Annotated in this window: 24 protein-coding genes; 14 read left to right on the forward strand and 10 right to left on the reverse strand. The window is 51.8% G+C overall.

Features of this window, described 5'->3' with window-relative positions; translation table 11 throughout:
- Position 1: 1 nt before the first annotated feature.
- The 3 genes from rsmG (at position 2) to TRICHSKD4_RS09150 (ending at position 2,523) form a co-directional block, all read left to right on the forward strand.
- Entirely contained in the window at positions 2 to 655 is a 654-nt protein-coding gene (gene rsmG, locus TRICHSKD4_RS09140) for a 16S rRNA (guanine(527)-N(7))-methyltransferase RsmG (RefSeq protein WP_009467230.1), read from the forward strand.
- A gap of 15 nt (positions 656 to 670) precedes the next feature.
- Positions 671 to 1,495 (forward strand): ParA family protein, encoded by an 825-nt coding sequence (locus tag TRICHSKD4_RS09145; protein WP_009467231.1) that lies wholly within the window; start codon positions 671 to 673, stop codon positions 1,493 to 1,495.
- Between the two features lie 113 nt (positions 1,496 to 1,608).
- Positions 1,609 to 2,523 carry a ParB/RepB/Spo0J family partition protein gene (locus TRICHSKD4_RS09150; RefSeq protein ID WP_009467232.1) on the forward strand — a complete coding sequence of 305 codons (915 nt, stop codon included), beginning with the start codon at positions 1,609 to 1,611 and terminating at the stop codon, positions 2,521 to 2,523.
- Positions 2,524 to 2,587: 64 nt separating this feature from the next.
- On the opposite strand, the gene holA is transcribed toward TRICHSKD4_RS09150, so the two are convergent.
- The 3 genes from holA to leuS are packed head-to-tail and all read right to left on the reverse strand — an operon-like array spanning position 2,588 to position 6,809.
- Complete coding sequence (gene holA / locus TRICHSKD4_RS09155) at positions 2,588 to 3,631, reverse strand: DNA polymerase III subunit delta (protein ID WP_009467233.1); 1,044 nt, start codon at positions 3,629 to 3,631, stop codon at positions 2,588 to 2,590.
- A 21-nt stretch (positions 3,632 to 3,652) separates the two neighbouring features.
- Positions 3,653 to 4,216, reverse strand: a complete 564-nt coding sequence (gene lptE / locus TRICHSKD4_RS09160) for an LPS assembly lipoprotein LptE (protein WP_009467234.1) — start codon at positions 4,214 to 4,216, stop codon at positions 3,653 to 3,655.
- Positions 4,203 to 6,809, reverse strand: a complete 2,607-nt coding sequence (gene leuS, locus TRICHSKD4_RS09165) for a leucine--tRNA ligase (protein ID WP_040616673.1) — start codon at positions 6,807 to 6,809, stop codon at positions 4,203 to 4,205. The genes lptE and leuS overlap by 14 nt, the downstream gene beginning before the upstream one ends.
- A gap of 226 nt (positions 6,810 to 7,035) precedes the next feature.
- Between leuS and TRICHSKD4_RS09170 the strand changes: the two genes are divergently transcribed.
- From TRICHSKD4_RS09170 to rimM, 5 genes are all read left to right on the forward strand, one after another.
- On the forward strand, positions 7,036 to 7,710 hold the full coding sequence (locus tag TRICHSKD4_RS09170; protein ID WP_009467237.1) for a YggS family pyridoxal phosphate-dependent enzyme: 675 nt from the start codon (positions 7,036 to 7,038) through the stop codon (positions 7,708 to 7,710).
- Between the two features lie 247 nt (positions 7,711 to 7,957).
- A complete protein-coding gene (gene ffh, locus TRICHSKD4_RS09175) occupies positions 7,958 to 9,517 on the forward strand; it encodes a signal recognition particle protein (RefSeq protein WP_009467238.1) in 1,560 nt (519 codons plus the stop codon).
- Positions 9,514 to 9,837, forward strand: coding sequence for a chorismate mutase (locus tag TRICHSKD4_RS09180; RefSeq protein WP_009467239.1), 324 nt, complete (start codon positions 9,514 to 9,516; stop codon positions 9,835 to 9,837). Before ffh ends, TRICHSKD4_RS09180 begins: the two co-directional genes overlap by 4 nt.
- An 18-nt stretch (positions 9,838 to 9,855) precedes the next feature.
- The gene (gene rpsP, locus TRICHSKD4_RS09185; protein WP_009467240.1) at positions 9,856 to 10,212 is read left to right on the forward strand and encodes a 30S ribosomal protein S16; all 357 of its coding nucleotides are present in this window, start codon (positions 9,856 to 9,858) and stop codon (positions 10,210 to 10,212) included.
- A 41-nt stretch (positions 10,213 to 10,253) separates the two neighbouring features.
- A complete protein-coding gene (gene rimM, locus TRICHSKD4_RS09190) occupies positions 10,254 to 10,793 on the forward strand; it encodes a ribosome maturation factor RimM (protein WP_009467241.1) in 540 nt (179 codons plus the stop codon).
- Here the strand turns inward: rimM and TRICHSKD4_RS09195 are convergent.
- Entirely contained in the window at positions 10,757 to 11,269 is a 513-nt protein-coding gene (locus tag TRICHSKD4_RS09195) for a VanZ family protein (RefSeq protein ID WP_009467242.1), read from the reverse strand. The two genes, rimM and TRICHSKD4_RS09195, sit on opposite strands and share 37 nt — an antisense overlap.
- Before the next feature lie 161 nt (positions 11,270 to 11,430).
- Here TRICHSKD4_RS09195 and trmD point away from each other — a divergent pair, with 161 nt between their 5' ends.
- Entirely contained in the window at positions 11,431 to 12,132 is a 702-nt protein-coding gene (gene trmD, locus TRICHSKD4_RS09200) for a tRNA (guanosine(37)-N1)-methyltransferase TrmD (protein WP_009467243.1), read from the forward strand.
- Positions 12,133 to 12,600: 468 nt separating this feature from the next.
- On the opposite strand, the gene TRICHSKD4_RS09205 is transcribed toward trmD, so the two are convergent.
- The 3 genes from TRICHSKD4_RS09205 to TRICHSKD4_RS09220 form a co-directional block, all read right to left on the reverse strand.
- Positions 12,601 to 13,146: a TadE/TadG family type IV pilus assembly protein gene (locus TRICHSKD4_RS09205; protein ID WP_009467244.1), complete on the reverse strand. Its 546-nt coding sequence runs from the start codon at positions 13,144 to 13,146 to the stop codon at positions 12,601 to 12,603.
- 369 nt (positions 13,147 to 13,515) lie between these two features.
- Positions 13,516 to 13,707, reverse strand: coding sequence for a TadE/TadG family type IV pilus assembly protein (locus TRICHSKD4_RS32275; protein WP_040616603.1), 192 nt, complete (start codon positions 13,705 to 13,707; stop codon positions 13,516 to 13,518).
- A gap of 10 nt (positions 13,708 to 13,717) precedes the next feature.
- Positions 13,718 to 14,680: a hypothetical protein gene (locus TRICHSKD4_RS09220; RefSeq protein ID WP_009467246.1), complete on the reverse strand. Its 963-nt coding sequence runs from the start codon at positions 14,678 to 14,680 to the stop codon at positions 13,718 to 13,720.
- Between the two features lie 797 nt (positions 14,681 to 15,477).
- Here TRICHSKD4_RS09220 and rplS point away from each other — a divergent pair.
- From rplS to TRICHSKD4_RS09250, 5 genes are all read left to right on the forward strand, one after another.
- Complete coding sequence (rplS, locus tag TRICHSKD4_RS09225; protein ID WP_009467248.1) at positions 15,478 to 15,939, forward strand: 50S ribosomal protein L19; 462 nt, start codon at positions 15,478 to 15,480, stop codon at positions 15,937 to 15,939.
- Between the two features lie 242 nt (positions 15,940 to 16,181).
- Positions 16,182 to 17,594 carry a 3-isopropylmalate dehydratase large subunit gene (gene leuC / locus TRICHSKD4_RS09230; RefSeq protein ID WP_009467250.1) on the forward strand — a complete coding sequence of 471 codons (1,413 nt, stop codon included), beginning with the start codon at positions 16,182 to 16,184 and terminating at the stop codon, positions 17,592 to 17,594.
- Positions 17,595 to 17,880: 286 nt separating this feature from the next.
- Positions 17,881 to 18,438 carry an HNH endonuclease gene (locus TRICHSKD4_RS09235; RefSeq protein WP_009467252.1) on the forward strand — a complete coding sequence of 186 codons (558 nt, stop codon included), beginning with the start codon at positions 17,881 to 17,883 and terminating at the stop codon, positions 18,436 to 18,438.
- 328 nt (positions 18,439 to 18,766) lie between these two features.
- Entirely contained in the window at positions 18,767 to 20,167 is a 1,401-nt protein-coding gene (locus TRICHSKD4_RS09245) for a pilus assembly protein (RefSeq protein WP_009467253.1), read from the forward strand.
- A 186-nt stretch (positions 20,168 to 20,353) separates the two neighbouring features.
- Complete coding sequence (locus TRICHSKD4_RS09250) at positions 20,354 to 21,793, forward strand: pilus assembly protein TadG-related protein (RefSeq protein WP_009467254.1); 1,440 nt, start codon at positions 20,354 to 20,356, stop codon at positions 21,791 to 21,793.
- 49 nt (positions 21,794 to 21,842) lie between these two features.
- Here TRICHSKD4_RS09250 and acs read toward each other — a convergent pair whose 3' ends face one another.
- The 3 genes from acs to TRICHSKD4_RS09265 form a co-directional block, all read right to left on the reverse strand.
- Positions 21,843 to 23,780: an acetate--CoA ligase gene (gene acs / locus TRICHSKD4_RS09255; protein WP_009467255.1), complete on the reverse strand. Its 1,938-nt coding sequence runs from the start codon at positions 23,778 to 23,780 to the stop codon at positions 21,843 to 21,845.
- A 182-nt stretch (positions 23,781 to 23,962) separates the two neighbouring features.
- The gene (locus tag TRICHSKD4_RS09260; protein WP_009467256.1) at positions 23,963 to 24,379 is read right to left on the reverse strand and encodes a DUF1761 domain-containing protein; all 417 of its coding nucleotides are present in this window, start codon (positions 24,377 to 24,379) and stop codon (positions 23,963 to 23,965) included.
- 156 nt (positions 24,380 to 24,535) lie between these two features.
- Positions 24,536 to 24,859, reverse strand: coding sequence for a hypothetical protein (locus TRICHSKD4_RS09265; protein ID WP_009467257.1), 324 nt, complete (start codon positions 24,857 to 24,859; stop codon positions 24,536 to 24,538).
- Positions 24,860 to 24,967 lie beyond the last annotated feature (108 nt).

Below are 24,967 nucleotides of genomic sequence, written 5' to 3' on the forward strand. Positions count from 1 at the left end.
CGTGTCTGTGGAGAATTTGAACAGTCGTGCACAGGATGTGCATAAGTTTGGGGATGTTTCACGTGAAACGTTGGATCGTTTGCAGATCTACGTCGACCTTCTGTTGAAGTGGCAAAAGGCGCAGAACCTTATTGCCCCTTCGACCATCCCCGATGTTTGGGTGCGCCATGTCGCTGACAGTCTGCAGACTCACTGGTCTCTTCCTGGCGCAAAAGTCTGGGTTGATATCGGCAGTGGGGGAGGTTTTCCCGGTGTGGTGACAGCCATCATGCTCGCTGACGTTAAGGATGCCCATGTCCACATGATTGAGAGCAATCAAAAGAAGGCAACCTTCTTGAGAACGGCTCTGCGAGAAACGGGAAGCAATGGAACGGTTCACGCAGGCCGGATCGAATCGGTTGCGAAATCGTGGAAGCATGGGCCAGTTGACGCTGTTTCTGCGCGTGCTCTGGCGTCTTTGAGTAGTCTGCTCTCATTGTCGGAACCATTTTTACAAACAGGAATCCCGGCTGTTTTCCACAAAGGTCAAGATTTCCAACGTGAAGTTGACGAAGCGTCTCACACTTGGAATTTCGATCTGGTAGAAAAGAAGAGTGTCATTGACCCTACCAGCCGGATGCTCGTTCTTTCGAATATTTCGTCCCGGCCAAGTTAGGAAGGTATCGCCAACATGAGCCTGCTTCCCGAAAGCCCAAGAGTATTGGCGCTTGCAAACCAAAAGGGTGGCGTCGGCAAGACGACGACAGCTATCAATCTTGGAACAGCGCTGGCCGCTATTGGCGAGAAAGTCCTGGTTATCGATCTGGACCCGCAGGGCAACGCGTCGACAGGCCTTGGTATTGAGCGCCGGGATCGTGGTCTGTCTACCTATGATGTTCTGAGCGGGGATTGCTCATTGGATGAGGCTGTCAAGGAAACAGCCGTCAACCGGCTCTGGGTAGCGCCTTCGACAATGGACCTTCTTGGTCTTGAGTTGGAAATCGCGTCCAGTTCAGACCGGGCGTTTCGACTGCGCAATGCGGTTCAGCAGTTGACCCGATCCAGATTGTTTCAAGAGGTTGGATTCACTTATGTGTTGGTGGACTGCCCACCGTCTTTGAACTTGCTGACGATCAATGCTCTGGCAGCATCACACTCCATTCTTGTACCGCTGCAGTGTGAGTTCTTCGCGCTTGAAGGTCTTAGCCAGTTGCTCAGCACAGTTGAGCAGGTTCGCAATGCGTTGAACGGCGAGCTGACCATTCATGGCATTGTTCTGACCATGTATGACAGCCGTAACAATCTTTCCAGTCAGGTGGTTACAGATGTGCGCGAGACAATGGGGGATGCTGTCTATGAAACGGTCATTCCTCGAAACGTCCGCATCTCCGAAGCGCCGTCCTATGGAAAACCGGCGCTGCTCTACGATCTGAAATGTGCAGGTAGTCAGGCGTATCTGAAACTGGCATCTGAAATCATACAGCGCGAGCGAGATTTGCGACGGGTTGCAGCCTGATAAGCTGGAAAGTGCAAAATCGATTCGGACCCGAAGCGGATGGAATCTATCCGCTTGAGGGATGACTGTCTTAAGTATCTGAATTAGAAGAATAAAAAGAGTTGAGGTGTGTGATGGCTGACGAAGGTGGAAAGCAGAAACGTCTTGGACGAGGCCTTGCGGCTCTCATTGGGGATGCTTCGACAACGCCAGCAGCACCAGAGACCTCGGACCGGATTCAAAAAGACACTCGGCAAGTGCCAATTGAACACTTGTCGCCGAATCCGCGAAATCCTCGCAAGACATTTACCGAGAAGGACCTGGCAGATCTGTCTGAATCCCTGCGCGCCAAAGGGATTGTCCAACCTATCTTGGTTCGTCCGGCGGCGGGCAAAACAGATCGGTATGAGATCATTGCTGGTGAGCGTCGGTGGCGGGCCGCACAACGTGCAGGGTTGCACGAGGCCCCGATCATCATTCGTGATGTCACCGATCAGGAAGCCCTCGAACTTGCGATTATCGAAAACGTTCAGCGTGCGGACCTGAACCCGATTGAAGAAGCGATGGGTTATGAGCAGCTGACGGCTGAGTTCAAATACAGTCAGGGTGAATTGGCCAAAGTGATCGGTAAAAGCCGCAGTCACGTTGCCAATACGATGCGGCTTTTGAAACTGCCGAACTCGGTTAAAGACTATCTCGCTGAAGGACTTTTGACCGCTGGCCACGCGCGGGCGTTGATCACGGTTGATGATCCGGCGGCATTGGCGGAAATTCTCGTTGAAAAGGGCCTGACGGTCCGCGACGCGGAAAAGCTGGCTCAAGACCCCGAAGCCCTTGCCCGATTGATGGGGAAGGGCAAGGAGGCATCTCCGCGTCCTGAGAAAGATGCCGATACAAAATCGTTGGAAAAGCGGCTGACAGATACGCTCGGTTTGAAAGTGACGCTTGGCCATAAGGCTGGCAAGGAATCCGGCGACTTGAAGATCAAATACACATCGCTCGAGCAGCTTGATGAGATTTGTAAAAAACTGGGCGTTGAAGTCCGGTAACAATTTCGGAAGCGAAAATTTCTAAAAGGGTTGGGTGCTGCCCAGCCCATTTTTTATTGGGGTTCTATCTGCGTCTGGTTGAACGGGCTTTTGCCGCGCGCGCGACGGTCAACAAAGCTTCTGACAAAACGGGTACGCCAAGATTATCGTTCAAACGGGATATTCGCGTTGCATCAGCTAAAATAGACAGGCCTTTTTCAAGATCCTTGGTGGCCCAGATTTGCAGCTGCCGGTCAATTCCCGGCCTGCGGGCAAAGAATATTGGTGGTCGTTGACCGTCGACCACCTGAGATGCTGGCCGGCCTTGATCTACATCAGCGCGCATTCTGTGAAGCAGTTGGAAGTGTTTCAGCGCCTGATTGGCAATGACGGAGGCATTGGCACCAGCTTCCGACAAGCGTTCAAGCCCATGGTCGAGGGTTGCCAGATCTCCAAGGGCTGCTGCATCAATCAGTTCCGATGTTTCAAAAGCTGATGCATCGCCAATGACCGCGGCAATATCGTCGGTCTCTATTCGCTCCTTCCCGAGTGTGTAGAGGCAGAGCTTTTTAAGTTCGCCGCGGCTTGCCATCCGATCACCGCCCAAAAGCGAATGCAGAGCTGCCCGGGCTTCGCGGGAAATTGTGATGTTGGCGGCGCGGGTTTCCTCATCAATCAGCTGATCAATGGTGCGATCCCCGTCGGAATAGCAGGGAATTGCGACGGCACGCTTGTGGCTCTCCACCAGCTTGCGCAACCCGACGCCTTTTTTGACATCTCCCCCTTCTATGACAATCAGCGAAGGCCAATCATCAAGTTTGAGAACGGGATCCAAAGCAGGAGAGAGGTTTTTGCCGCTTGTTTCCTTGATCCAGATAATCCGTCGTCCACCAAACAGGGGTATGGTCAGAAATTCATCGATCAATCGAGTCGGATCAGAAACAATCTCTGATGCGTCAATTTTTGCCAGATTAAATGGATCGCTGTCGCCTTCAGACGCCTTTTTAACGAGCTGTGTAGCGCGTTCTGAGACAAGACCAGTATCCGGGCCGAAGATGAAAATAACGCCACCCCCAGTTGGGGGATTGGCGACAAATCTATCGGCTTCGGAGGCTTTTAGGGCGGTCACAGGTGCTCCCGGGATATTGCGTTACGTCTGCTGCGCGAAAAATCCAGCGAGACGCGCATGAATGTCTTCGGCAACGGATCGCGCAACACGCTCTTCTGCATCTCGGCTGGCGCGCTCATTGGCAAAACGCTGACTGGAGAAGTCAAAAGCGGCGGTTGAGAATGATTTGCCGGTTAGAAGAACCTTGTCGGCGGACATATCTGTCAGAATGAAATGCGCGTTCATTGTCATTGTGTAGGACGCAGGAACGTCTGACAGCTGCTGAACACCAACAGATGCAGTTGAAATGTTGGCTTGAACACGAAGCCGATACTTTTTCTCAGGCGCAGATGTTCCCCGCTCTAACTTGAATGTCAGCTCATTGTAGAGTTCGCGTGCAGCTGGACGGCGTGAAATCCCGCCAATCGAATCCAGCGAAATTGCAGCCAATTCATCTGCAACACCAGCACTTTGGCCTGTCAGGCCACCTCCGGCAGAGCCGTAAAGAGGTCTGATCTGGCAGCTGCCAAGAAGCCCTGCTGTTGCAATGTATCCAAGGACGAGGCCAGTGAAGTGTCGGCGGGAGACAGGTTTAGACGACGACATTGACAATCCTTTGTGGCACCACGATCAGTTTCTCGGGCGCGCGGCCCTCGAGCGATTTTTGAACGAAATCAAGTGCCAAGGTAGCTGCTTCGACCTCGTCTTTGGAAGCCTCTTTTGCAATTGTCAGCTCACCGCGCCGTTTTCCGTTGATCTGGATCGGATATGTGACGCTGTCATCCACAAGCAGAGCTGCTTCCGGGGTTGGCCAGCTCGTTTCGCAGATCAAACCATCTGCACCCAATGCCTGCCAGCACTCTTCGGCCAGGTGCGGCATAACCGGCGCGATGATCTGTACAAGAAAACGAGCGGCTTCATGCAGGGCAGCGCTTCGTCCTGCGTCATTATCCTTGCCGTTCAAAACCTTGCTGATCTGATTAACTAGATCGTAGGAGCGGGCGATGACGCGGTTAAATCCAAGCATCTCCAGATCATGCGTGACAGCATCAAGCGTCTTGTGCGTTGCTTTGCGCAGGTCCAGAGCTGCGCCTGAAGCGTCAGCAGGAGTTCCGGTTTGCTCAATTTCGGAGATGTCGCCGATCAGCCTCCAAACGCGCTGAACGAAGCGCCAAGCGCCCTGAACACCTTCTTCTGTCCAGATGACATCCCGCTCGGGTGGGGAGTCGGACAGCATGAACCAGCGGGCAGTGTCTGCGCCATAGGTGTCGATGATGTCGGTCGGGTCGATTGTGTTCTTTTTCGACTTCGACATCTTTTCAATCGAGCCGATGGCGACAGGCTTTCCAGTTTCGCTGTGAACAGCGGATCGTGCCCCATCAGCTTCTGAGATTGTGATGTCTGCCGGGCTTAGCCACGCGCCATCTTCTGACTTGTAGGTTTCGTGAACCACCATGCCTTGTGTGAACAGACCCTTGAAGGGTTCTTTCAGATCAAGGGCACCGACCTCTTGCATCGCACGGGTAAAGAACCGCGAATACAGGAGGTGAAGGATCGCGTGTTCAATTCCGCCGATGTATTGATCGACAGGGAGCCAGTCGGTCGCTGTTTGTGGCTCGGTTGGCTGGCTACAACGCGGGGCGGTGAAGCGGGCGAAATACCACGAGGAATCAACGAACGTGTCCATGGTATCGGTTTCGCGTTTGGCTGGCTTGCCGCAGTTCGGGCAGGCTACGTCACGCCAGGTCGGATGACGATCCAGCGGGTTACCCGGTTTTTCAAAATCGATGTCGGATGGCAGTTCGACTGGAAGGTTCTCTTCCTTTTCTGGCACCACACCACAGTCGTCACAGTGAACAACCGGGATCGGACACCCCCAATAGCGCTGTCGGGAAATACCCCAATCGCGCAGGCGGTAATTGACCTGACGCTCGCCTTGCGGCGCGTCATCAATAGAGATGGCTTCAAGCTTAGCAGCAACGGCTTCCTTCGCGTCTGCGATCGACAACCCGTTCAGGAAGTCAGAATTGAAGATCGTGCCGTCGTCGGTGTAGGCCTCGTCAGCCACGTCAAAGGTTGCCGGGTCAGCGTCTTTCGGCAAGACAACCGGACGGACCGGCAGACCATACTTGCGGGCAAAGTCCAGATCGCGTTGATCGTGGGCCGGGCAGGCGAAGATTGCGCCGGTGCCGTAATCCATCAGGATGAAATTGGCGACGTAAACCGGCAACTCGATGCTGTCATCCAGAGGGTGTTTGACACGAAGACCAGTGTCTACGCCCTTTTTTTCTGCCTTTTCAATGGCTTCCTCAGATGTGCCGACGCGTCGACATTCATCGATGAAGTCTTTGAGGGCCGGATTGGTTTCAGCCAGTTTGACGGAAATCGGGTGATCCGGAGAGAGGCCCATGAACGATGCACCGAATAAAGTGTCCGGACGGGTCGTGAAGATTTCCAGCGAGGTGTCGCCCGTTGGTGCAGCTTCGGTAAAGGCAAAGCGAACGCGTAGACCTTCTGATCGTCCGATCCAGTTTTTCTGCATCAGGCGAACTTTGTCCGGCCAGCGGTCGAGAGTTTCAATTGCTTCCAAAAGGTCTTCAGAATAATCGGAGATCTTGAAAAACCATTGGGTCAGTTCGCGCTGCTCAACCAAAGCACCAGAGCGCCAGCCGCGTCCGTCGATCACCTGTTCATTCGCCAGAACGGTCATATCGACCGGGTCCCAGTTGACCTTGGACTTTTTCCGGTAAACGAGACCTGCCTCCAAACATTTCAGGAAGAGGTTTTGCTGCTGGGTGTAGTATTCAACATCGCATGTGGCGAACTCCCGGCTCCAATCTAGGGATAGACCCATGGACTTGAGTTGGTCGCGCATGGTTGCGATGTTTTCATAAGTCCAGTCGCGCGGGTGAACCTTGTTTTGCATGGCCGCGTTTTCCGCCGGCATGCCGAACGCGTCCCAACCCATCGGGTGGAGAACGTTGAAACCTTTTGCGCGTTTGTACCGCGCCACAACGTCGCCCATCGCGTAATTGCGCACATGGCCCATATGAATGCGGCCGGACGGGTAGGGGAACATCTCTAGGACATAGTATTTGTCGCGTGGGTCATCGTTGTGCGTAACGAAGACGTCCTTGTCGTTCCAAACCTTCTGCCAGCGCGCTTCCACTTCGCGCGCGTTATACCGTTCCGTTGCCATCAAAAATTGCCGTTTTTCTTGCGCATCACATCCGGGATCTGATGCATTTTTTCCTTTGGTGAGTGACTGTCGGACAGTCACCAGAAATTTGCGTTCCGGTCAACCGAGTTAAGCCGGTCTGACCCATAAAAAGGCCGGAATATCAGGAAGACGGGTCGGGTCTTGCTTTTTTGGCGTGCGCGCCCCAATCAAAGGGAAGACTAACCAACCGAACCCGAGGCACAAGATGAGTGACACAGCAACCGACCGATTGGCCAGCGTTCAAGCAGAGCTTCGCCGCGCAGAAAGTGACGGCAATCGGGAGAATGGCTCTGTGACGTTGATTGCCGTATCTAAAACCTTTGAGGCGAATGATATTCGCCCTGTTTTGGGTGCCGGACAGCGGGTGTTTGGCGAAAACCGTGTCCAAGAGGCCATGGGCAAGTGGCCGGGGCTTCGTGAAGAGTTTGAGGGAGTGGAACTTCATTTGATCGGTCCGCTTCAGTCCAACAAGGCAAAGGAAGCTGTTCAAACCTTCGATGTCATTCACACGGTTGATCGGCAAAAGATCGCGAAGGCACTTAAGGCTGAAATGGATAAGCAGGGCAGGGACCTGCCGTGTTTTGTTCAGGTCAATACCGGTGAAGAGCCGCAAAAAGCCGGGATTTCGCCGAAAGAAACGGATGCTTTTGTAACCTTTTGCCAGAACGACATTCGATTGAACATCGTCGGCTTGATGTGCATTCCGCCGGTTGAAGAGGCTCCGGGGCCGCATTTTGCGCTTCTGGAAGAGATTGCCAAACGCAACAGTTTGAAACAGCTTTCCATGGGAATGTCGTCGGACTACGAGATAGCCGTTGGTTTCGGTGCAACCCATGTACGCGTCGGCTCGGCGATCTTTGGAGCTCGGGACTACCCTTGAGGCAAAAAGGGAGCCTTTTCCTTGACTCTCTGGCCTTCTTGTGGCATCTCGCGCCCACTCCATATGAGTGAGTAGATACATTCGATTGCCGACTGGGACCCGAAAAGGTGTAAAGAGTTCCCGGAGGTTCACACCCGACAGCGCGATGCGCCCTCGGGTGCGATACTGCTTTGTGCATTCGTTTGCGCCAAAGGTGATTTGCTGCTCAAGGAAACCGGGCGTGCCCGGACAACGTTAGGAAGTGTTGATGTTTGAAAGCCTGTCCGATCGATTAAGCGGAATTTTCGACAAGCTCACCGGCCGTGGTGCCTTGTCAGAAAACGACGTGAATGAAGCGCTGCGCGAAATTCGCCGCGCGTTGATCGAGGCGGACGTGGCGCTTCCGGTTGTTCGGTCTTTCACGGACAAGGTGAAACACCGGGCTGTTGGCGCGGAAGTCGTCAAATCAGTAACGCCGGGCCAGATGGTTGTGAAAATTGTTCATGACCAGCTGATCGAAATGCTCGGTGTGGACGGTCAGGCGATTGATCTGAATGCACCGGCGCCTGTTGCCATCATGATGGTGGGTCTTCAGGGCTCTGGTAAGACAACCACAACATCAAAGATTGCTCGTCGCTTAACCCAGCGCGACAAGCGCAAGGTCTTGATGGCCTCGCTTGATACGCGCCGTCCTGCTGCGCAAGAGCAGCTCAAGGTTCTTGGTGAGCAGAACGAGATCGACACGCTGCCAATCATTGAGGGACAGGGGCCGGTTGAGATTGCCAATCGGGCCATGTCTGCGGCCAAGCTCGGTGGATATGATGTTGTCATGCTTGATACGGCGGGTCGGATCCACATCGACGAGCCGTTGATGGTGGAAATGGCTGAGGTCAAGAAGGCCGCTCAGCCTCACGAAATTCTACTGGTTGCCGACGCTCTCACCGGTCAGGACGCAGTGAACCTCGCCAAGAGCTTTGACGAGCGGGTCGGGATTACCGGTATTGCACTCACCCGTATGGATGGTGACGGGCGCGGTGGTGCGGCTCTCTCCATGCAGGCCGTCACAGGTAAACCGGTGAAGTTGATCGGTACCGGCGAAAAATCCGATGCGCTTGAAGATTTCTACCCGAAGCGGATCGCAGACCGCATTTTGGGCATGGGCGACATTGTTTCGCTCGTTGAAAAGGCGTCCGAGGCTATTGATGCGGAAAAAGCCGCAAAGATTGCCAAACGGATGCAAAAGGGTCACTTCGACCTTGATGATCTGGCTGAACAACTCAAACAGATGGAAAAGCTGGGCGGTATGTCTGGCATGATGGGCATGTTGCCGGGTGTCGGCAAGATGAAGAAGCAAATCGACGCGGCTGGCGTTGATGACAAGATGTTCAAGCGGCAGGTTGCCATCATCCAGTCTATGACACCGAGCGAGCGCCGCAAACCTGAGCTTTTGAAGGCCAGCCGCAAAAAACGCGTTGCTGCCGGCTCTGGAGTACAGGTTGCCGAGGTCAACAAGCTTTTGAAAATGCACCGCCAGATGGCGGACATGATGAAAAAAATGGGCAAGGGCAAAGGCATGCTCGGCAAGCTGATGGGCGGCTTGGGCGGTGGAATGCCGGATGTCGATCCGAAGGCTTTGGAAGAAATGGCCAAATCCAGCCAGCTGCCCGGGGGAGGGGAGTTGCCAAAAGGATTGCCTGGTGGACTACCGGGCGGTCTTGGAGGTGCTGGTTTGCCACCTGGGATGCCAGGCCTTCCGGGCCTTGGTGGACCGAAAATGCCAGGAGGGCTCGGTGGTTTGCCGGGCATGGGTAAAGGCAAGAAAAAATGAGTGATGCTGAACAGCGGCTTGGAAGCAGCGCAGCGCTGGAAGAGCTGAAATGTTTGCGCGGCTCTATCGACAATATCGATGCCGCATTGGTGCACATGCTGGCTGAACGCTTCAAGTGCACTCAAAAGGTTGGCCACCTGAAGGCCCAACATGATTTGCCGCCGGCAGACCCGGCGCGCGAGAGGATCCAGATCGAACGGCTTCGCCAATTGGCAAGCGATGCCAATCTCGATCCTGATTTTGCCGAGAAATTTTTGAACTTCATCGTTCGGGAAGTCATCCGGCACCATGAAGCCATTGCTGCGGAAAGCGGCAACTAGAAAACTGGAGAAGACATAATGGCTACGAAAATTCGCCTGGCACGTGGCGGTTCCAAAAAGCGCCCTTACTACCGCATCGTTGTTGCTGACATTCGCGCACCGCGTGATGGCCGTTTCATCGAAAAGGTTGGTTCCTACAACCCGATGCTGCCGAAGGATTCCGAAGACCGCGTCAAGCTGGACGTTGAGCGGATTCAATACTGGCTCGGCAATGGCGCGCAGCCGACCGACCGTGTTCACCGTTTTCTGGACGCCGCTGGCCTCTTGAAGCGTGAGCCGCGCAACAACCCGAAAAAAGCTCAGCTTGGCCGTAAGGCGCAAGAGCGTCTGGATGAGAAAAAAGCAGCTGAAGAAGAAGCTGCAGCAGCAGAATAAGGCCGCAATGTCTGTGGCGATAAACGATTAAGGTCCGCGCAATGAGTGAAACAGACAATTCTCTGGTGCTCATGGCGCGGATCGGCGCAGCGCATGGCATTCGTGGGGAGGTGCGGGTCAAAGCCTTTGGTGATGACCCCCTCTCCTTCACGGACTACGGTGAACTGATTACCAAGTCGGGTGATACAACGTTTGAAGTTGAACGGGCCCGGATTCAAAAAACGGTTGTTGTGACCAAATTCAAGGGCATCAATGATCGCAACGCTGCGGAAGAGCTCAACGGCGTTGAACTCTTTGTCCATCGTGACCAGCTGCCCGAGTTGGAAGATGACGAGTTTTACCACGACGATCTGGTTGGCATGGCGGTCACGGACCTTGAAGGGACTGACCTTGGCAAGGTTGTGATGGTTCAAGATTTCGGTGCAGGTGATCTGCTGGAAGTCAGACCGAAACGCGGACCAACATTTTACATGCCTTTTTCAAAGGCATTCGTGCCGGAAATCGACATCGAGAACCGGGTGGTCAAGGCAGATCTACCGGATGATTATTTTTCTGTTTCGTCGTCGGATGAAGAGCGCTGAACTTCAGAGCGAACCGGCTGAAGGCCCATATTCTCTAGATTGAGTGAAATTGGATCAGACGCCATCGCTTGTCTGACTTCAGAACGCTTCAACGCAATGCCAACGACCACCAGTGCAATCCCGATTGCATTGGCAATCGCGTCATCAACTGATGCGTAATGGTGCGGCAAAAATCCCTGAATAATCTCTCCCCCGACGCCAAGGCCAAAAGAAACGATTGCTGATATGCGCAAACGGCAGCAGAACAGCGTGTGAATGGAGAGCGTCAATAGACCGAAAAAGCCAACATGGACGATCTTGTCATAGGGATGGTCAATTCCGGTGTTGAACACCAGTCCGACCAACACACCAAACGTCATGAGGCTTGCCAGCGGGATCAGGCGAGTGAGCGAAATGTCCAGATAATGTTGATCCACGCGAGACTGGATAAATCTTGGCAATTTGATGCTGATTGCCTTATTCCGGAACAAGAGCACGACACCCTCCTTGGTTGGGTCATGGTGTCATAGCCTGTCATTGATTAACAACTTGTCTTGACGTCCCGGTTTGCGAGGAAATTTGGAGCGTCAATCGTTGCGTTAGTTAATCAAATACAGAGTTTTGGCAAAAATTGCAGGTATAGGAAAGCAGCGGCGATATGGCCTTTCATGCGACCATCTTGACCTTGTATCCGGATATGTTCCCAGGGCCTTTGGGGCACAGTCTGGCCGGTCGTGGGCTTGAGAAGGACTTGTGGTCGCTTGAGGCCCGTCAAATTCGAGATCATGCGACGGATAAACACCGATCTGTCGATGACACGCCTGCTGGGGGTGGTGCTGGAATGGTGCTGCGGGCCGACGTGTTGTCCAAAGCCATCGATGCGTGTAGCGAGGATGCGGATGAGCGCCCCCGCCTCCTGATGAGCCCGCGGGGTCGTCCCTTCACCCAAAAACGGGCTTATGAGCTCGCAAGAGGACCTGGAGCAATCATTGTTTGTGGCCGGTTCGAAGGGATTGATCAGCGGGTGATCGACAGCCGCCAACTGGAAGAAGTTTCGGTTGGAGATTACATTCTCTCAGGTGGAGAAATGGCCGCGCTGACTATGCTTGATGCTATTGTGAGGTTGATCCCCGGCGTTATGGGAAATATGGAAAGCGCCAATACAGAGAGCTTCGAAAATGGGCTGCTGGAACATCCACACTACACACGGCCCACCGTTTTTGAGGATATGGCCATTCCGGATGTCTTGACGTCTGGCAATCATAAGAAAATTGCTGAATGGCGATTGGAACAGTCTGAGCGGTTAACCTGTCAGCGTCGCCCTGATCTTTGGGACGCTTATCTTGATCAGGAAAGCTGAGTCTAGAGCACGTCCAATCAACCTTAAACGTGGTCTGCGCTTCAGCTTGCCGGACAGCGTTCGAATGCCCGAGCTACAGTGAGGTCGATCGGTAGAATGCGTCCAACACTATAAACCCGACCGGATCCATCAGGTAGGCCCTCATCTAGGGAGATGAGCGTCTGAGCGCTTTGTTGATTGATTTCGTTCCGGGAATTTGAACCTTTTCAGGCCCTTAAAGCAAAAGTGGCAGCTGCCAGAGACAGCTGCCACGAAACCGTTGAAAAGTGCTAAAATATAACTTTAACAACAAGTCTCCCAAGCCTGCGATACAACCAACCCTCAGGAGGAAGGGGTTAGTATTCGCGGCTACCGAAATTATTATGCAGGTGTTTTCCTGAATGTCTTCATTAAATAGCGTGAAAAATACTGATCAAATTTCACGCTTGTGCGGGTTTATGCCCGTGTCTACCGCACCAGCAATATCAATTAGCAACCAAAATTCAGTTCTTTGATGAAGCGTGGTCGACGAAATTGAACATCTTCAAGCGTAATTGTTCCGATCAGATCGTTGACCAACAATGGTTTGTAGGTTGATTTGATGGAGACGAGAACAACGGAATCCCCCTCGGGAACGTAAGGCAAACTCAAGCCACCAAGCTGGTCTTTTGTCAGTTCCTTGCCCGACTTATTACTTTGGCTGCACACCAATTGGAGATCTGGCTTATTGTCAAAAGGGTTCCGGATACTCGCCATCACAATGACTGGGTCCGTCTTGTCAGCATATTGGCCCATAATAGCAGAGGTTGTCGCAAGCACGTTTTGGATGTCTTTGCTGGAGAGGTTCTCCTGGAACCGACTAAGGAGATCTGATCCTGCATGAGAAGCTACAGACAGTGCTCTGTTGGCTCGGAAGCCGTCAAACATCACAATTACATTGATAAAAAATACCAGCATTAACGGGAACATGATGGCAAACTCGACGGCCGTTGCTCCACCTTCCCTTAAGATTAGATTTCGGAATGCCCGCAGCATCTCTTAAAACGGCTCGTTCATAAAGGTTGTACTTGAAATAAGCTGGTGCCGGTCACTGTTAGTTTTGGGTAATGCAAGTCCCAATCCGAAACCGGGGGTCAGGATACTGACTGTCATGCAGGCGCGCATGAAAATGATTGTGCTTCCGCCGCCGGGGTTGAAGTCGACTGCTGGCTTAATTGGAACATCCTTGTCATGGCAAACAGCATCAGATGCTGGAAGATCAGTATAACTTGCAACCGGTGTGAGTTCGATCGTCAAATTTGATTGGCAACTCGGAAAGAGCAAAGATACTTTATCACAAATGGACTTCTCAAAATCGCTTGCGGAGAGTGTTCCCTCCCCGAGACCTTCTGAGAATGTTCCGATTTAGATTAGTTTTGATGTTTTCGTTAGCGTGTCGTCCAACAACACCATTCGAGTATAAAGGAGACCAACCTCAAAGGCTAAGAACAATAGCGCAAAAAATACCGGTCCTAGTATCGCGAATTCAATCGCGCTAAAACCTCTTGCGTCAGATCTCAGATCCGGAAGTGTGTTGGCAAGACGGCAAAAGTGCATTGCTTGCCGCTCAGCCAACGATGCGCAAACTTTTGATCGAAGATGCAATAGCCTTGAAGGCAGCACTTAGATCCGAAGACTCAACAAAGTAGTAGTGAGAAGGCGACGTTGCGCAATAGCTTAGCGAAAGATCTGGAAGCGTATTCCGCCTGATTTGGAAGCCGACAGTATAGATTATGATGCCTTTTGCTTTGGCTTGATCACACATTGTTTTCATGTATGCGACAGAATTATGCTTGCTGTTGGCTGGTGAGTTCATATTTCCGCGCGTAGTGACGTATTGAACGTTTCTGCGGGCATTCACTATCCCTCGCCGCATATCCTTCGGATTCAAACCCTTCCAAGGATCTTTCGGGCGGTATTGAGCGGTGATGCCTCCATCTGTCATTAGGACAATGACTTTCTGAGTTTGTTTGTCACTCCAGTCAGTTGGATGGCCCGGCAAAAGGCCGCCGTCCAGGGCTGCAGCCGTTCTCAATTTTGGTGAAAGTGCTTTTGCCTCCCACAATAGACCTATATCCATTCCGGTCCCATCAGACAGTGTCAGGCGATCAACTGCTGCTTTTAACCCGCCCAAATTATTTCTGTTCAGATACATTCGGCTGGCAAAGTTTTCAGGGCACCAAGGATTGGTTTTTCGCCAATAATATAAATGCGGCAGTTGTGCTCTTGAATTTAAGGGAATGTCGTTGAGGTCGAAATCTTCTGGCTTGTATTCGATGCAATGCTTGGCACCAAGAAAACGGTAAAGTTTGCTGGTGATCTGGCTACCTGATCCGTATTCTGACGCTGGTTGACCGTCCATATATCCGCGCGTGGGAAAGTACCGAGACAAGAGCCTAGGACCGGTATTTACGGTGCCGCCGAAGGGAATAAGATTTATTGAAGTATATTTCTTCAAGTCTCCTTCAAGCATCAGATCAAGAAAGTCATGTGACGCCGTCTTCAGCTGTTTAATTCGGTTGCCAGCCATGGAGGAGGAAATGTCGATTACAAGCGATACTTCAGTAAATTTGGCTTCTTGAGCGGCTTCGGCCGACGCTTGAATTGTTGATTGCCGTTGACCGATCAGCGCGAGAAAAGGTGTTTCGACTGTGACGGATGCAGTTACTTCTATGACGCGTGAATCATCAGAGTTTTCAATAACATTGGGCTCGATATCGAGTGATGCCCAATCGCTTCCTTCTGGAACATTCTTTGAAATATAGTCATTGAGCGTTGCATTGAGATCGCCCTTGTTAGACAGGGAGGCTGCTGCAAGTGGAGCAGATTCAACTGCTCGATTTAGTTGTAGTTATGCATTTGAAATGCGAATAAGGTCAACTGTACCACCAGCGAATACAATTAATGGTAGTAGTATAAAGGCTATAATTATGGCAATGTTTCCATTTTTGTCTTTGGGAAAAGAGTTGAAACTTTTTAGTGCTTGTATACGCATCATTCACACCATTTTTTCTTGCTTTTATCTTTCCCGCAACTCGTACTCAATATAAATTTGAAATATTAACGTAGAGGAAATTGAGCCTCGTGGAGGTTTGGGAAATCGGAGATCGGTCCCCTGACAGGGGCAATAAGCTTGCGTACGTTCAAATAAACGCATGACAATTGCTTGAATTTCGCGTAAGAGATCGCCCGGAATGAACGGGATCGGATCTCAATCTGGTCAACACATTCTCCATACATTGATCGACATGGCCCAAGGTCAGCCTGGAATCGACGGTTCTCCGGTTCGGGAAAAGGCTGCTTTGTAATTAAAAAGGGAAATTTGCCATGAATATCATCGAAGAACTCAATGCAGCCGAAATGGCTCGCATCGAAGAACAGCGCAAGCTGCCGGAATTTTCACCAGGTGACACCGTTCGCGTGAACGTTCGTGTTACGGAAGGCAACCGCACACGTACGCAGGCTTACGAAGGCGTTTGCATCGCCCGCTCTGGTGGCGGCATCAATGAGAGCTTCACAGTTCGCAAGATTTCTTACGGCGAAGGTGTTGAGCGTGTGTTCCCGATCTACTCGCCGATGCTGGAAGGTGTTGAAGTGGTCCGTCGCGGTAAGGTTCGCCGCGCGAAGCTTTACTACCTCCGTGACCGCCGTGGTAAGTCTGCTCGTATCGTTGAAGCAACCAACGCTCGTGCAAAGCGCCTGAACGACGAAGTTCGTGCTGATGCAGCGGCTGCAAAAGCTGCCAAGGCTGCTGCCAAAGCGGCTGAAGCAGAAGCTGCTGCTGAGTAAGAATTAAGCGTTTGACGTTTTAAAGGCGGCCTTGGGCCGCCTTTTTCATATGCGTATCAAAGATCATTGATAAAAGCTCAACTGGAAACGCTTGACCAAACGGCTCAGCTTGGGCATTTCATAATCTGACAATAATCAGGCTGTTTGTCAGCCAACAAGGCCCAACCGGACAAGGTTGCAAATGCGCGGGGGAGCTGCATTTGCATTTTTCTAGAAGGGGCACCCGGTTTCAGGAGAGAACCATGGCAACCGCTCGCACGCTTTATGACAAAATTTGGGACGATCATCTGGTTGATATGCAGGAAGACGGCACTGGCCTTCTCTATATTGACCGGCATCTTGTTCATGAAGTGACGAGCCCGCAGGCCTTCGAAGGTTTGCGGATGACCAATCGAAAGGTTCGCCAACCTTCCCGCACCCTTGCCGTTGTGGATCACAATGTTCCGACCACCGACCGATCGAATGGCATTGATGATCCAGAATCTGCCTTGCAGGTTGATACGCTTGCCAAAAACGCAGCCGAGTTCGGGATCGAGTACTACTCTGAACTCGACAACCGCCAAGGTGTTGTTCACATCGTTGGTCCGGAGCAAGGGTTCACCTTGCCCGGCATGACCATCGTCTGCGGTGACAGCCACACGTCTACGCATGGCGCGTTCGGCTCCCTCGCTCATGGCATTGGTACATCTGAGGTTGAGCATGTTCTGGCCACCCAGACCCTGATCCAGAAAAAAGCCAAGAACATGCTGGTTCAGGTGGATGGCGAGCTGCCGGAAGGGGTCAGCGCCAAGGATATTGTGCTGGCAATCATTGGCGAGATTGGAACGGCTGGCGGCACTGGCTACGTGATTGAATATGCAGGTGAAGCTATTCGTGCGCTGTCCATGGAAGGCCGGATGACGGTCTGTAACATGTCGATTGAAGGCGGAGCGCGTGCTGGCTTGATCGCACCGGATGAAAAGACGTTCGAGTATATCAAAGGCCGTCCGAAAGCTCCGACCGGCGAAGCATGGGATCGGGCTGTTGAATACTGGAAGACCCTTCATACTGATGAAGGTGCCGAGTATGACAAGGTCGTACGTCTCGATGCAGCCAATCTGCCGCCGATCGTCAGCTGGGGATCATCTCCGGAGGATGTTGCGTCTGTTCAGGGCGTGGTGCCGAACCCGTCTGACATTTCGGATGAAAACCGTCGCAGCTCCAAGACCCGAGCTCTTGAGTATATGGGGCTAGAGCCTGGGACCAAGATCACAGATATAGCCGTTGACCGCGTATTCATCGGATCTTGCACAAACGGTCGTATTGAAGACCTGCGCGCTGCAGCAGCCATGATCGGTAGCGGCAAGGTGAAGGATAGCGTCAGCGCGATGGTTGTTCCTGGTTCCGGTCTGGTTAAGGAGCAGGCAGAGGCTGAAGGCCTGGATGCTGTCTTCAAGAATGCCGGGTTTGAATGGCGCGAGCCGGGCTGCTCCATGTGTCTTGCCATGAACGCTGACAAGCTGCAGCCAGGCGAGCGTTGTGCCTCAACATCGAACCGGAACTTTGAAGGGCGTCAGGGCTTCAAGGGCCGTACCCACCTTGTGTCTCCGGCAATGGCTGCCGCCGCTGCTATTGCAGGTCACTTCGTTGATATCCGCGAGTGGCAGGTGAACTGATTCGCCTAAAGCGCGAAGTGTTTGGGACGGGCATCTTCTGGGTGCCCGTTTTTTGTTGTGTGCAAGCAATGAAACATCGGAGACTGTGTGAGGGCTCCTTGAGATAAAACAAAGGTTTGCACTGTCTTGACGGCTTTTCCCTGCGGGAGAAGATGAACTGTTGCCTAATATATTTCCGGGCTTCACAAGAGTGTCATCAGACCACTACAATAGTTACGTCACATAAGGGCATAGGGTGTCCATGTGGAAGCCTTATCCCCTACGGTCATGACGTAAGGAGTGGAAGGTGACGATTGCAGTTTCGTCGGGTGCCCATCCCGCATTGGTGCTCAATGCTGACTATCGGCCATTAAGTTACTACCCCCTATCGCTTTGGTCCTGGCAGGACACGATCAAGGCAGTCTTTCTGGACAGGGTCAACATCGTGTCCGAGTATGATGCTGCGGTCCGAAGTCCGAGCTTCGAGTTCCGAATACCCAGTGTCGTATCCCTCAAAACATACGTAAAGCCCAACAGATTTCCTGCCTTCACGCGCTTCAACGTTTTCCTTCGCGACAAATTTCAGTGCCAGTATTGTGGATCAAAGGAAGAGCTGACGTTTGATCACCTCATTCCTCGCTCCAAAGGTGGCCAGACCACTTGGGACAATGTCATTACCGCCTGCTCCCCCTGCAATTTGCGAAAAGCCAATAAATCCTGCAAGCAACTGAATATGTGGCCAATGCATATGCCCTTTCAGCCGACCATTCAGGATTTGCATAATAATGGTCGGGCCTTCCCACCGAATTATCTACACGATAGCTGGCTCGATTTTCTCTATTGGGATACGGAGCTGGAACCGTAGGTACTTGGCATACACCGCCTATGCCGATAGATGTCTCCAATTTGCCGACATATAACCAAATGTGCCTGGCTTAAGCAGCGCGCACTGTGTGTTTGCATCGGGTGTCAGCGATAGCGGCATGAGCACTTTCATTTTTGGTAAACAAAAGAATAAGCTGTAAACGGCAAAAGTGACGTAGCGGGTTCACTCCCTTAAGGGTTGTTTTAAAAGGGTTGGGCTCTTTGAGCCAATTGACAGCTTTTTCAATGTAAAACTGCCATCGCATTATTAACAACTGGAAGAGTAAATTCCGATAGCACGCATAGGTCTCTTGAAGGAGCCCTGTGTCGTGTTCGAAAGCAAAAACTCTTCGTATTTTCATAAGTTTGGTAGTGATGAGCGCGGTTCGCTCCTGCCCCTGGTTGCTGGTGTGTGTCTTATTCTTTTGGTGGTAGCAGGGTCGGCCGTCGACTATGGAAGAGCACTGGGCTATCGCCATAAAATTGCTAATGCGGTCGACGCAGCTGCACTTACCGTGGCAAAGCAGCTTTCAACAACGGTTCTGACTGAAAATCAAATACGGACCGGTCTGAAGAATGCGTTCCGTGCCAATTTGAACGCAGCCGGGATCAATTCACAAGGTATAGACAATCTGGACTTCAAAGTTGATCCGGGTGAAGGGACACTGGATGTTTGGTCTAGCGTAGATATTCAAACCAACTTTATCAAACTCGGCGGAATAGGCCCTGAGAAACTGGAAGTTGGCGCAGCTTCGCAAGTCAATTACTCCCGGTTTGACGTTGAACTGGCACTCGTATTGGACGTCACCGGCTCTATGAGGCCGGACATGAATGCTCTCAAGGAAGCATCAAAATCGATTGTCAATATTCTACTTCCAGACGACAGCAATAGTCGTGAATCAAAAGTAAGAATTTCTTTGGTTCCGTACTCTCAAGGCGTAAATCTTGGAAGTTATGCAACTCGGGTAACAAATGGCGGATCTACTTGGCGCAACTGCGTGAATGAACGGTCCGGGCCACAAAAATTCACAGATGCACCGTATAATTATGCTGGGAGCAGATCAGATTTTTTTCATGGAAAACCAAAGCAATTTGTTTGGGATTATGGGTGGACAGAACAATGGCAAACTCGGCCAGAGGCTTGTCCCAAAACAGCGGTTGAGCCACTAACAGCAGACCGTACGAAACTGCTTCGCGCTATCAGCGGTTTAAAGGACGGCGGTGGAACTGGCGGGCAAACCGGGATTGCGTGGGGTTGGTATACCTTATCACCAAAGTGGAAAAACCTTTGGCCCAGGGACAGTGCACCTGCTACCTACGGAACGGGTTCCCATACGGACGACACCAAGAAATTTGCTCTCATCATGACGGATGGTGACTTCAATGCGGCGTATGGGTGGGACTGCGGTTGTAGAAAAATTCGTGACAAACCACTATACTGTCGTAAAAAATCAAATAAAAAGTCATGGATTGAAAGATACTTTTCTCCTTCAAAAATTAGCCACGCACCTGCACAACGAGCAAAGAAACTGTGCGATGAAATGAAATCCAAAAATATCGAGATATTTACAGTTTACTTCGATACGGGGGGGGCGACTTTTGGTGATGATCTGATGTCTTATTGTGCTAGTGGCTCAAGGAACTACTATAGAGCTGACAACTCAAATGAATTGATACAAGCTTTCTCGAATATTGCTAATGAAATACAGTCTATCTATATCGCTAAATAGTCCTGGTCCACAACAGTGGGGAAACTCTGGAGGTTATTAGGGATCGGTAACTGTAGTTCCTGCATAAAAATATACCTTCTGTTTTTTAACAACTTTTAATTTGTGCTCGGCTATCTCGAGTTTAGAGATTGTGAGATTAGCCGTGAAAATATCGAAATATTTCAATGTATTACGTAAGGTTAAAGAGTGCAGTGCGGGATCGATAATTCCCCTCATTCCGCTCTGGTTTTGCTTGTTGTCGTGGTTGTTGGATCAGGAATTGATCTAACAAGCGCGTTGAATGCAAGAAGCAAGATGGCCAATGCCTTGGACGCTTCTGCCTTAAAACTCGCTGGAAAGTTATCGGTTGCAAAGCTATCGGATGACGAGATCCAAGCTGGCCTTGAGAAGATGTTCACAGCCAACCTTTCGCGGTTTGATCTGAAAGCATCTGCCCTTTCCGAGCTTGAGTTTGAGGTTGATTGGACAAAAGGCATACTTGATGTGTGGTCAGATGTTTCTGTTAAGACACACTTTATCGGGCTGGGGGGCTTAGGGCCTGAAAAGCTTGATGTTGGTGTGACATCCCGCGTTTCCTTTGCCTCTCAGGCATTGGAGTTAGCCCTTGTTCTCGATGTCACCGGTTCCATGGACGGGGACATCTCCAGTCTTAAAGAAGCCAGCCAGCTCTTGTTTGAAGCCCTGGTTCCCGAAAACGCTGGTCGACACGATCAACGGATACGCGTTTCGATTGTGCCCTATTCTCAAGGGGTCAATCTTGGGGCCAAGGCTTGGAAGGTTACAAACCGTCAGTCGGACAGTTCCAATTGTGTTGCGACGAGAGGCGGCCCAAATGCCTTCACCGATGCTTATTACAACTACCGTGGAGCGCGGTCGAACTTCTTCGTTGCACCTGGTGCGCTTGATTATTTTGTAATTCGTCGCGGTTCGAATGTGTCGTGGTATCCGCCGCGGAACAATTGTCCTGAGTCTGAAATCCTTCCGCTGACAAACAGTCGCAAAACGCTTCTGGCTGCTGTTGATGCATTGGAAGCCCAAGGTGGAACAGCAGGCCAAGCTGGCATTGCCTGGGGCTGGAAGGCGTTGTCCTGGACTTGGCATCCATTTTGGCCAAGCGGAAGTGACCCAGCCAAATCTTTTTCATCCCAAGTCGGAAAAGCGGCCGTCATCATGACGGACGGGGATTTCAACGTTCATTACACAGAGCGGTTTAACGCCGGGTGCGCGCCGGTAGAAGAAACTGATGGCGAAGATTCGACCCATGGTGGGAAACGGAACCGCCGGGATAATGACGACGACGATGATGATGATGATGATGATAAAAAAAGAGAACGTGGTGGCCGGTGTTCTGGCGGGACTTACAGCATAGAGGAGTATCTGCCCGGCGCGACAAAGCGTGATGCACCTGCAACCCAAGCCCTCGCGTTGTGTGAAGCAATGAAGGAACAGGACGTCGTTATTTACACCGTCTATTTCGAGACAACTGGCGCCAAGTTTGGCAAGGATCTCATGAAATCTTGTGCAAGTGATCCAGATAAATTCTATCTTGCGGAAGACAGGGATGGTCTAAAAGCGGCGTTTTCAGCAATCGCGATAGACAATCTCTCAATTTATCTCGCCAAATAAAAAGGCGCGGTGTGATCCGCGCCTTTTAGCATTTAGGTATTTGAACTGATTACGCCCGATTCTGCCGGTTATCGATCAAATCGTCGACCACAGCCGGGTCAGCCAGTGTCGAGGTATCGCCGAGGCTGTCAAAGCTGTCTTCCGCGATTTTGCGCAGGATCCGGCGCATAATCTTGCCGGATCGTGTCTTTGGCAGACCCGGAGCAAACTGGATAAGATCCGGTGATGCAATTGGGCCAATTTCAGAGCGGACATGCGTGACGAGCTCTTTTTTCAGCGCGTCGTTTGGTTCTTCACCTTCCATCAGGGTGACATAGGCGTAGATGCCCTGCCCCTTGATATCGTGCGGATAACCAACAACCGCTGCTTCGGAAACCTTTGTATGGGCAACAAGCGCGCTTTCAATTTCCGCAGTTCCCATCCGGTGACCAGAGACGTTGATAACATCGTCAACGCGGCCGGTAATCCAGTAATAGCCGTCTTCATCGCGGCGACAGCCGTCACCGGTGAAGTAATAACCCTTGTAGGTGGAGAAGTAGGTCTGAACGAACCGCTCATGGTCGCCATAAACGGTGCGCATCTGGCCCGGCCAACTGTCGGTCATGACAAGGTTGCCTTCCGTGGCTCCTTCGAGGATCTTGCCTTCCGCATCCACGATTGCCGGCTGTACACCAAAGAACGGACGGGTAGCTGAGCCCGGTTTCAGGTCGGTTGCGCCGGGTAGCGGGGTAATCAGGATGCCGCCTGTTTCGGTCTGCCACCAGGTATCGACAATCGGACACCGGCCTTTGCCAACTACGTTGTAATACCAGGTCCATGCCTCTGGGTTGATCGGCTCGCCCACTGAACCCAATAGACGAAGTGAGTCCAGAGAGCATTTTTCGACATGCTCGTTACCAGCGCCCATCAGCGCACGGATTGCAGTCGGTGCAGTGTAGAAAATGCTGACTTTGTGCTTGTCGCAGACATCCCAGAACCGGCCCGGGGTTGGGTAGGTTGGCACGCCCTCAAACATCAGGGTTGTTGCGCCGTTGGCAAGCGGGCCATAAACGATGTAGCTGTGGCCAGTGACCCAACCCACATCCGCCGTACACCAGTAGACGTCCCCGTCTTGATAATCGAAGACATACTGATGGGTCATGGAGGCATAGACGAGGTAACCACCAGTGGTGTGCAGAACACCCTTCGGTTGGCCGGTTGACCCGGAGGTGTAGAGAATGAACAGCGGATCTTCAGCGTTCATCTCGACCGGTTCGCAGTGATCGGAAACCCGATCTGCTTCTTCGTGGTACCAAACATCACGGCCATCAGCCATGGAGATGTCGCCGCCTGTGCGCTTCACCACGATGACAGTGTCTACGGATACTTTTTCAACTGCCTTGTCGACATTGGCTTTCAACGGCACTTTTCGGCCACCGCGGAGACCTTCGTCCGCAGTAATGACGCACTTGCTTTCACAGCCTTCGAGGCGCTGGGCCAGGCTATCTGGTGAAAACCCGCCAAAGACGATGGAGTGGACAGCGCCGATGCGTGCACAGGCCAGCATCGCGTAGGCTGCTTCGGGGATCATCGGCAAGTAGATGGTGACGCGATCACCCTTCTTGACGCCTTGCGCGTGAAGAACGTTGGCAAAGACATTCACTTCATGATGAAGCTGCTTATAGGTGATAACCTTGCTTTCAGAAGGGTCATCGCCTTCCCAGATAATTGCTGGCTGATCGCCGCGTTTTTCAAGATGGCGATCTACGCAGTTTGCAGAGACGTTCAAGGTCCCATCTTCGAACCACTTAATGTCGACGTTGTGGTAGTCGTAGGAGGTGTTCTTGACCTTGGTGTAAGGCTTGATCCAGTCGACCCGCTTGCCGTGCTCACCCCAAAATGCTTCAGGGTTGTCGACGGACTGCTTGTACATTTCAAGATACTTGGCGTTATCGACGTGTGCTTTCGCAGCAATGTCTGCCGGGACAGGGAATACATTGTCTGACATTAATAAAACCTCCCAGACGGAAAAGACTTGGGCGAGATATCCCGCGATTGTGAAGACAACCGACTACCTCCCAGATTGTCGGCGCCATTATGCGTATGAGGCCTGTCACCGTCCACAAGCCTTTGATCGTACTTTCGTAGTCTTAGTCGTTGGTTGTACGGGACTGCGCGTAAGTGCTTGAATTACTGCACTGTCGGCCAGCTGCCGACCGCTCCGATCACGACCCCCTGAATAAGGAGCACACCAAACCAGTGACCACTGTCAATAATCGTGAGGCTCCAAGGGCGCTTCTGGAACCGGTAGTTGACGACTTGGGTTGCAAGGATGAATCCGGCCCAGACCAGAGTGGCGGAAATCAATCCTGAATGAATTGATGTGCCTCCGGTATGGTAGATCACACCGGCTAGTATGAAGGCCATCAGAAACTGGCAACTGAAGGTCAAGACCATCGTGAATGCTGAGGGTTGAGCGTCATCGGGGCCGAGGCTTGCTGCGCGCATCCAAGCCTTGCTGAAAATCGTGTACCACAGCGCGCCGAACAAGGTGCTGGCTATCGCTCCAAAAAGAGCACCCAGAAGGTTGATACCGTCAAACATCATGAGACAAGAATCCTGAAACTGTGTGTACATATGACACTTATCAGGCATGGGTACGGCTTGTCATGATCCAAGCGAAAGCAGATGAAAAAAGGCCCGCCTAAAGTTCAGACGGGCCTGCTTGCGAACTCGCAACGAAGGAGTTCAAAAGCGGAATGATTAGTTCTTCTTGCGAACAACACCGCCGCGGTCGTTGCCTTTGTTCTCATACTGAGAGTCGGCAGACGCTGAAGAACCGGACGGACGAACGTTGACTTCACAGCCCGGCTTAATGGTGATGCGGCCACCACGGTCAGTACCTGCATTTACGATGCAGTCGTTGTCCATGATGATCTTCGGGTTGGATTTTACTTCGCCGTGCTGGATGATAACGCCACCACGGTCAGTGCCGATGTTGGTGGAATTTTGAGCAGAAGCGGCGGTTGCGAAAGCCATAGAAGATGTGGCGATTGCAGCGATAGCGATTGTTTTAAGTGCAGACATCTGTTTTCCCTGTTTTTCTTCCTTAAACTGCCTTAGTTGCACGGACTCAAATTCCGTAGGGTAGTTCGATAGTTACAAGGCAGTTTGGGTGTGATTCATCTATGATCT

Origin of the sequence: Roseibium sp. TrichSKD4 (genome assembly GCF_000148725.1) — a bacterium.
GTDB lineage: Bacteria > Pseudomonadota > Alphaproteobacteria > Rhizobiales > Stappiaceae > Roseibium.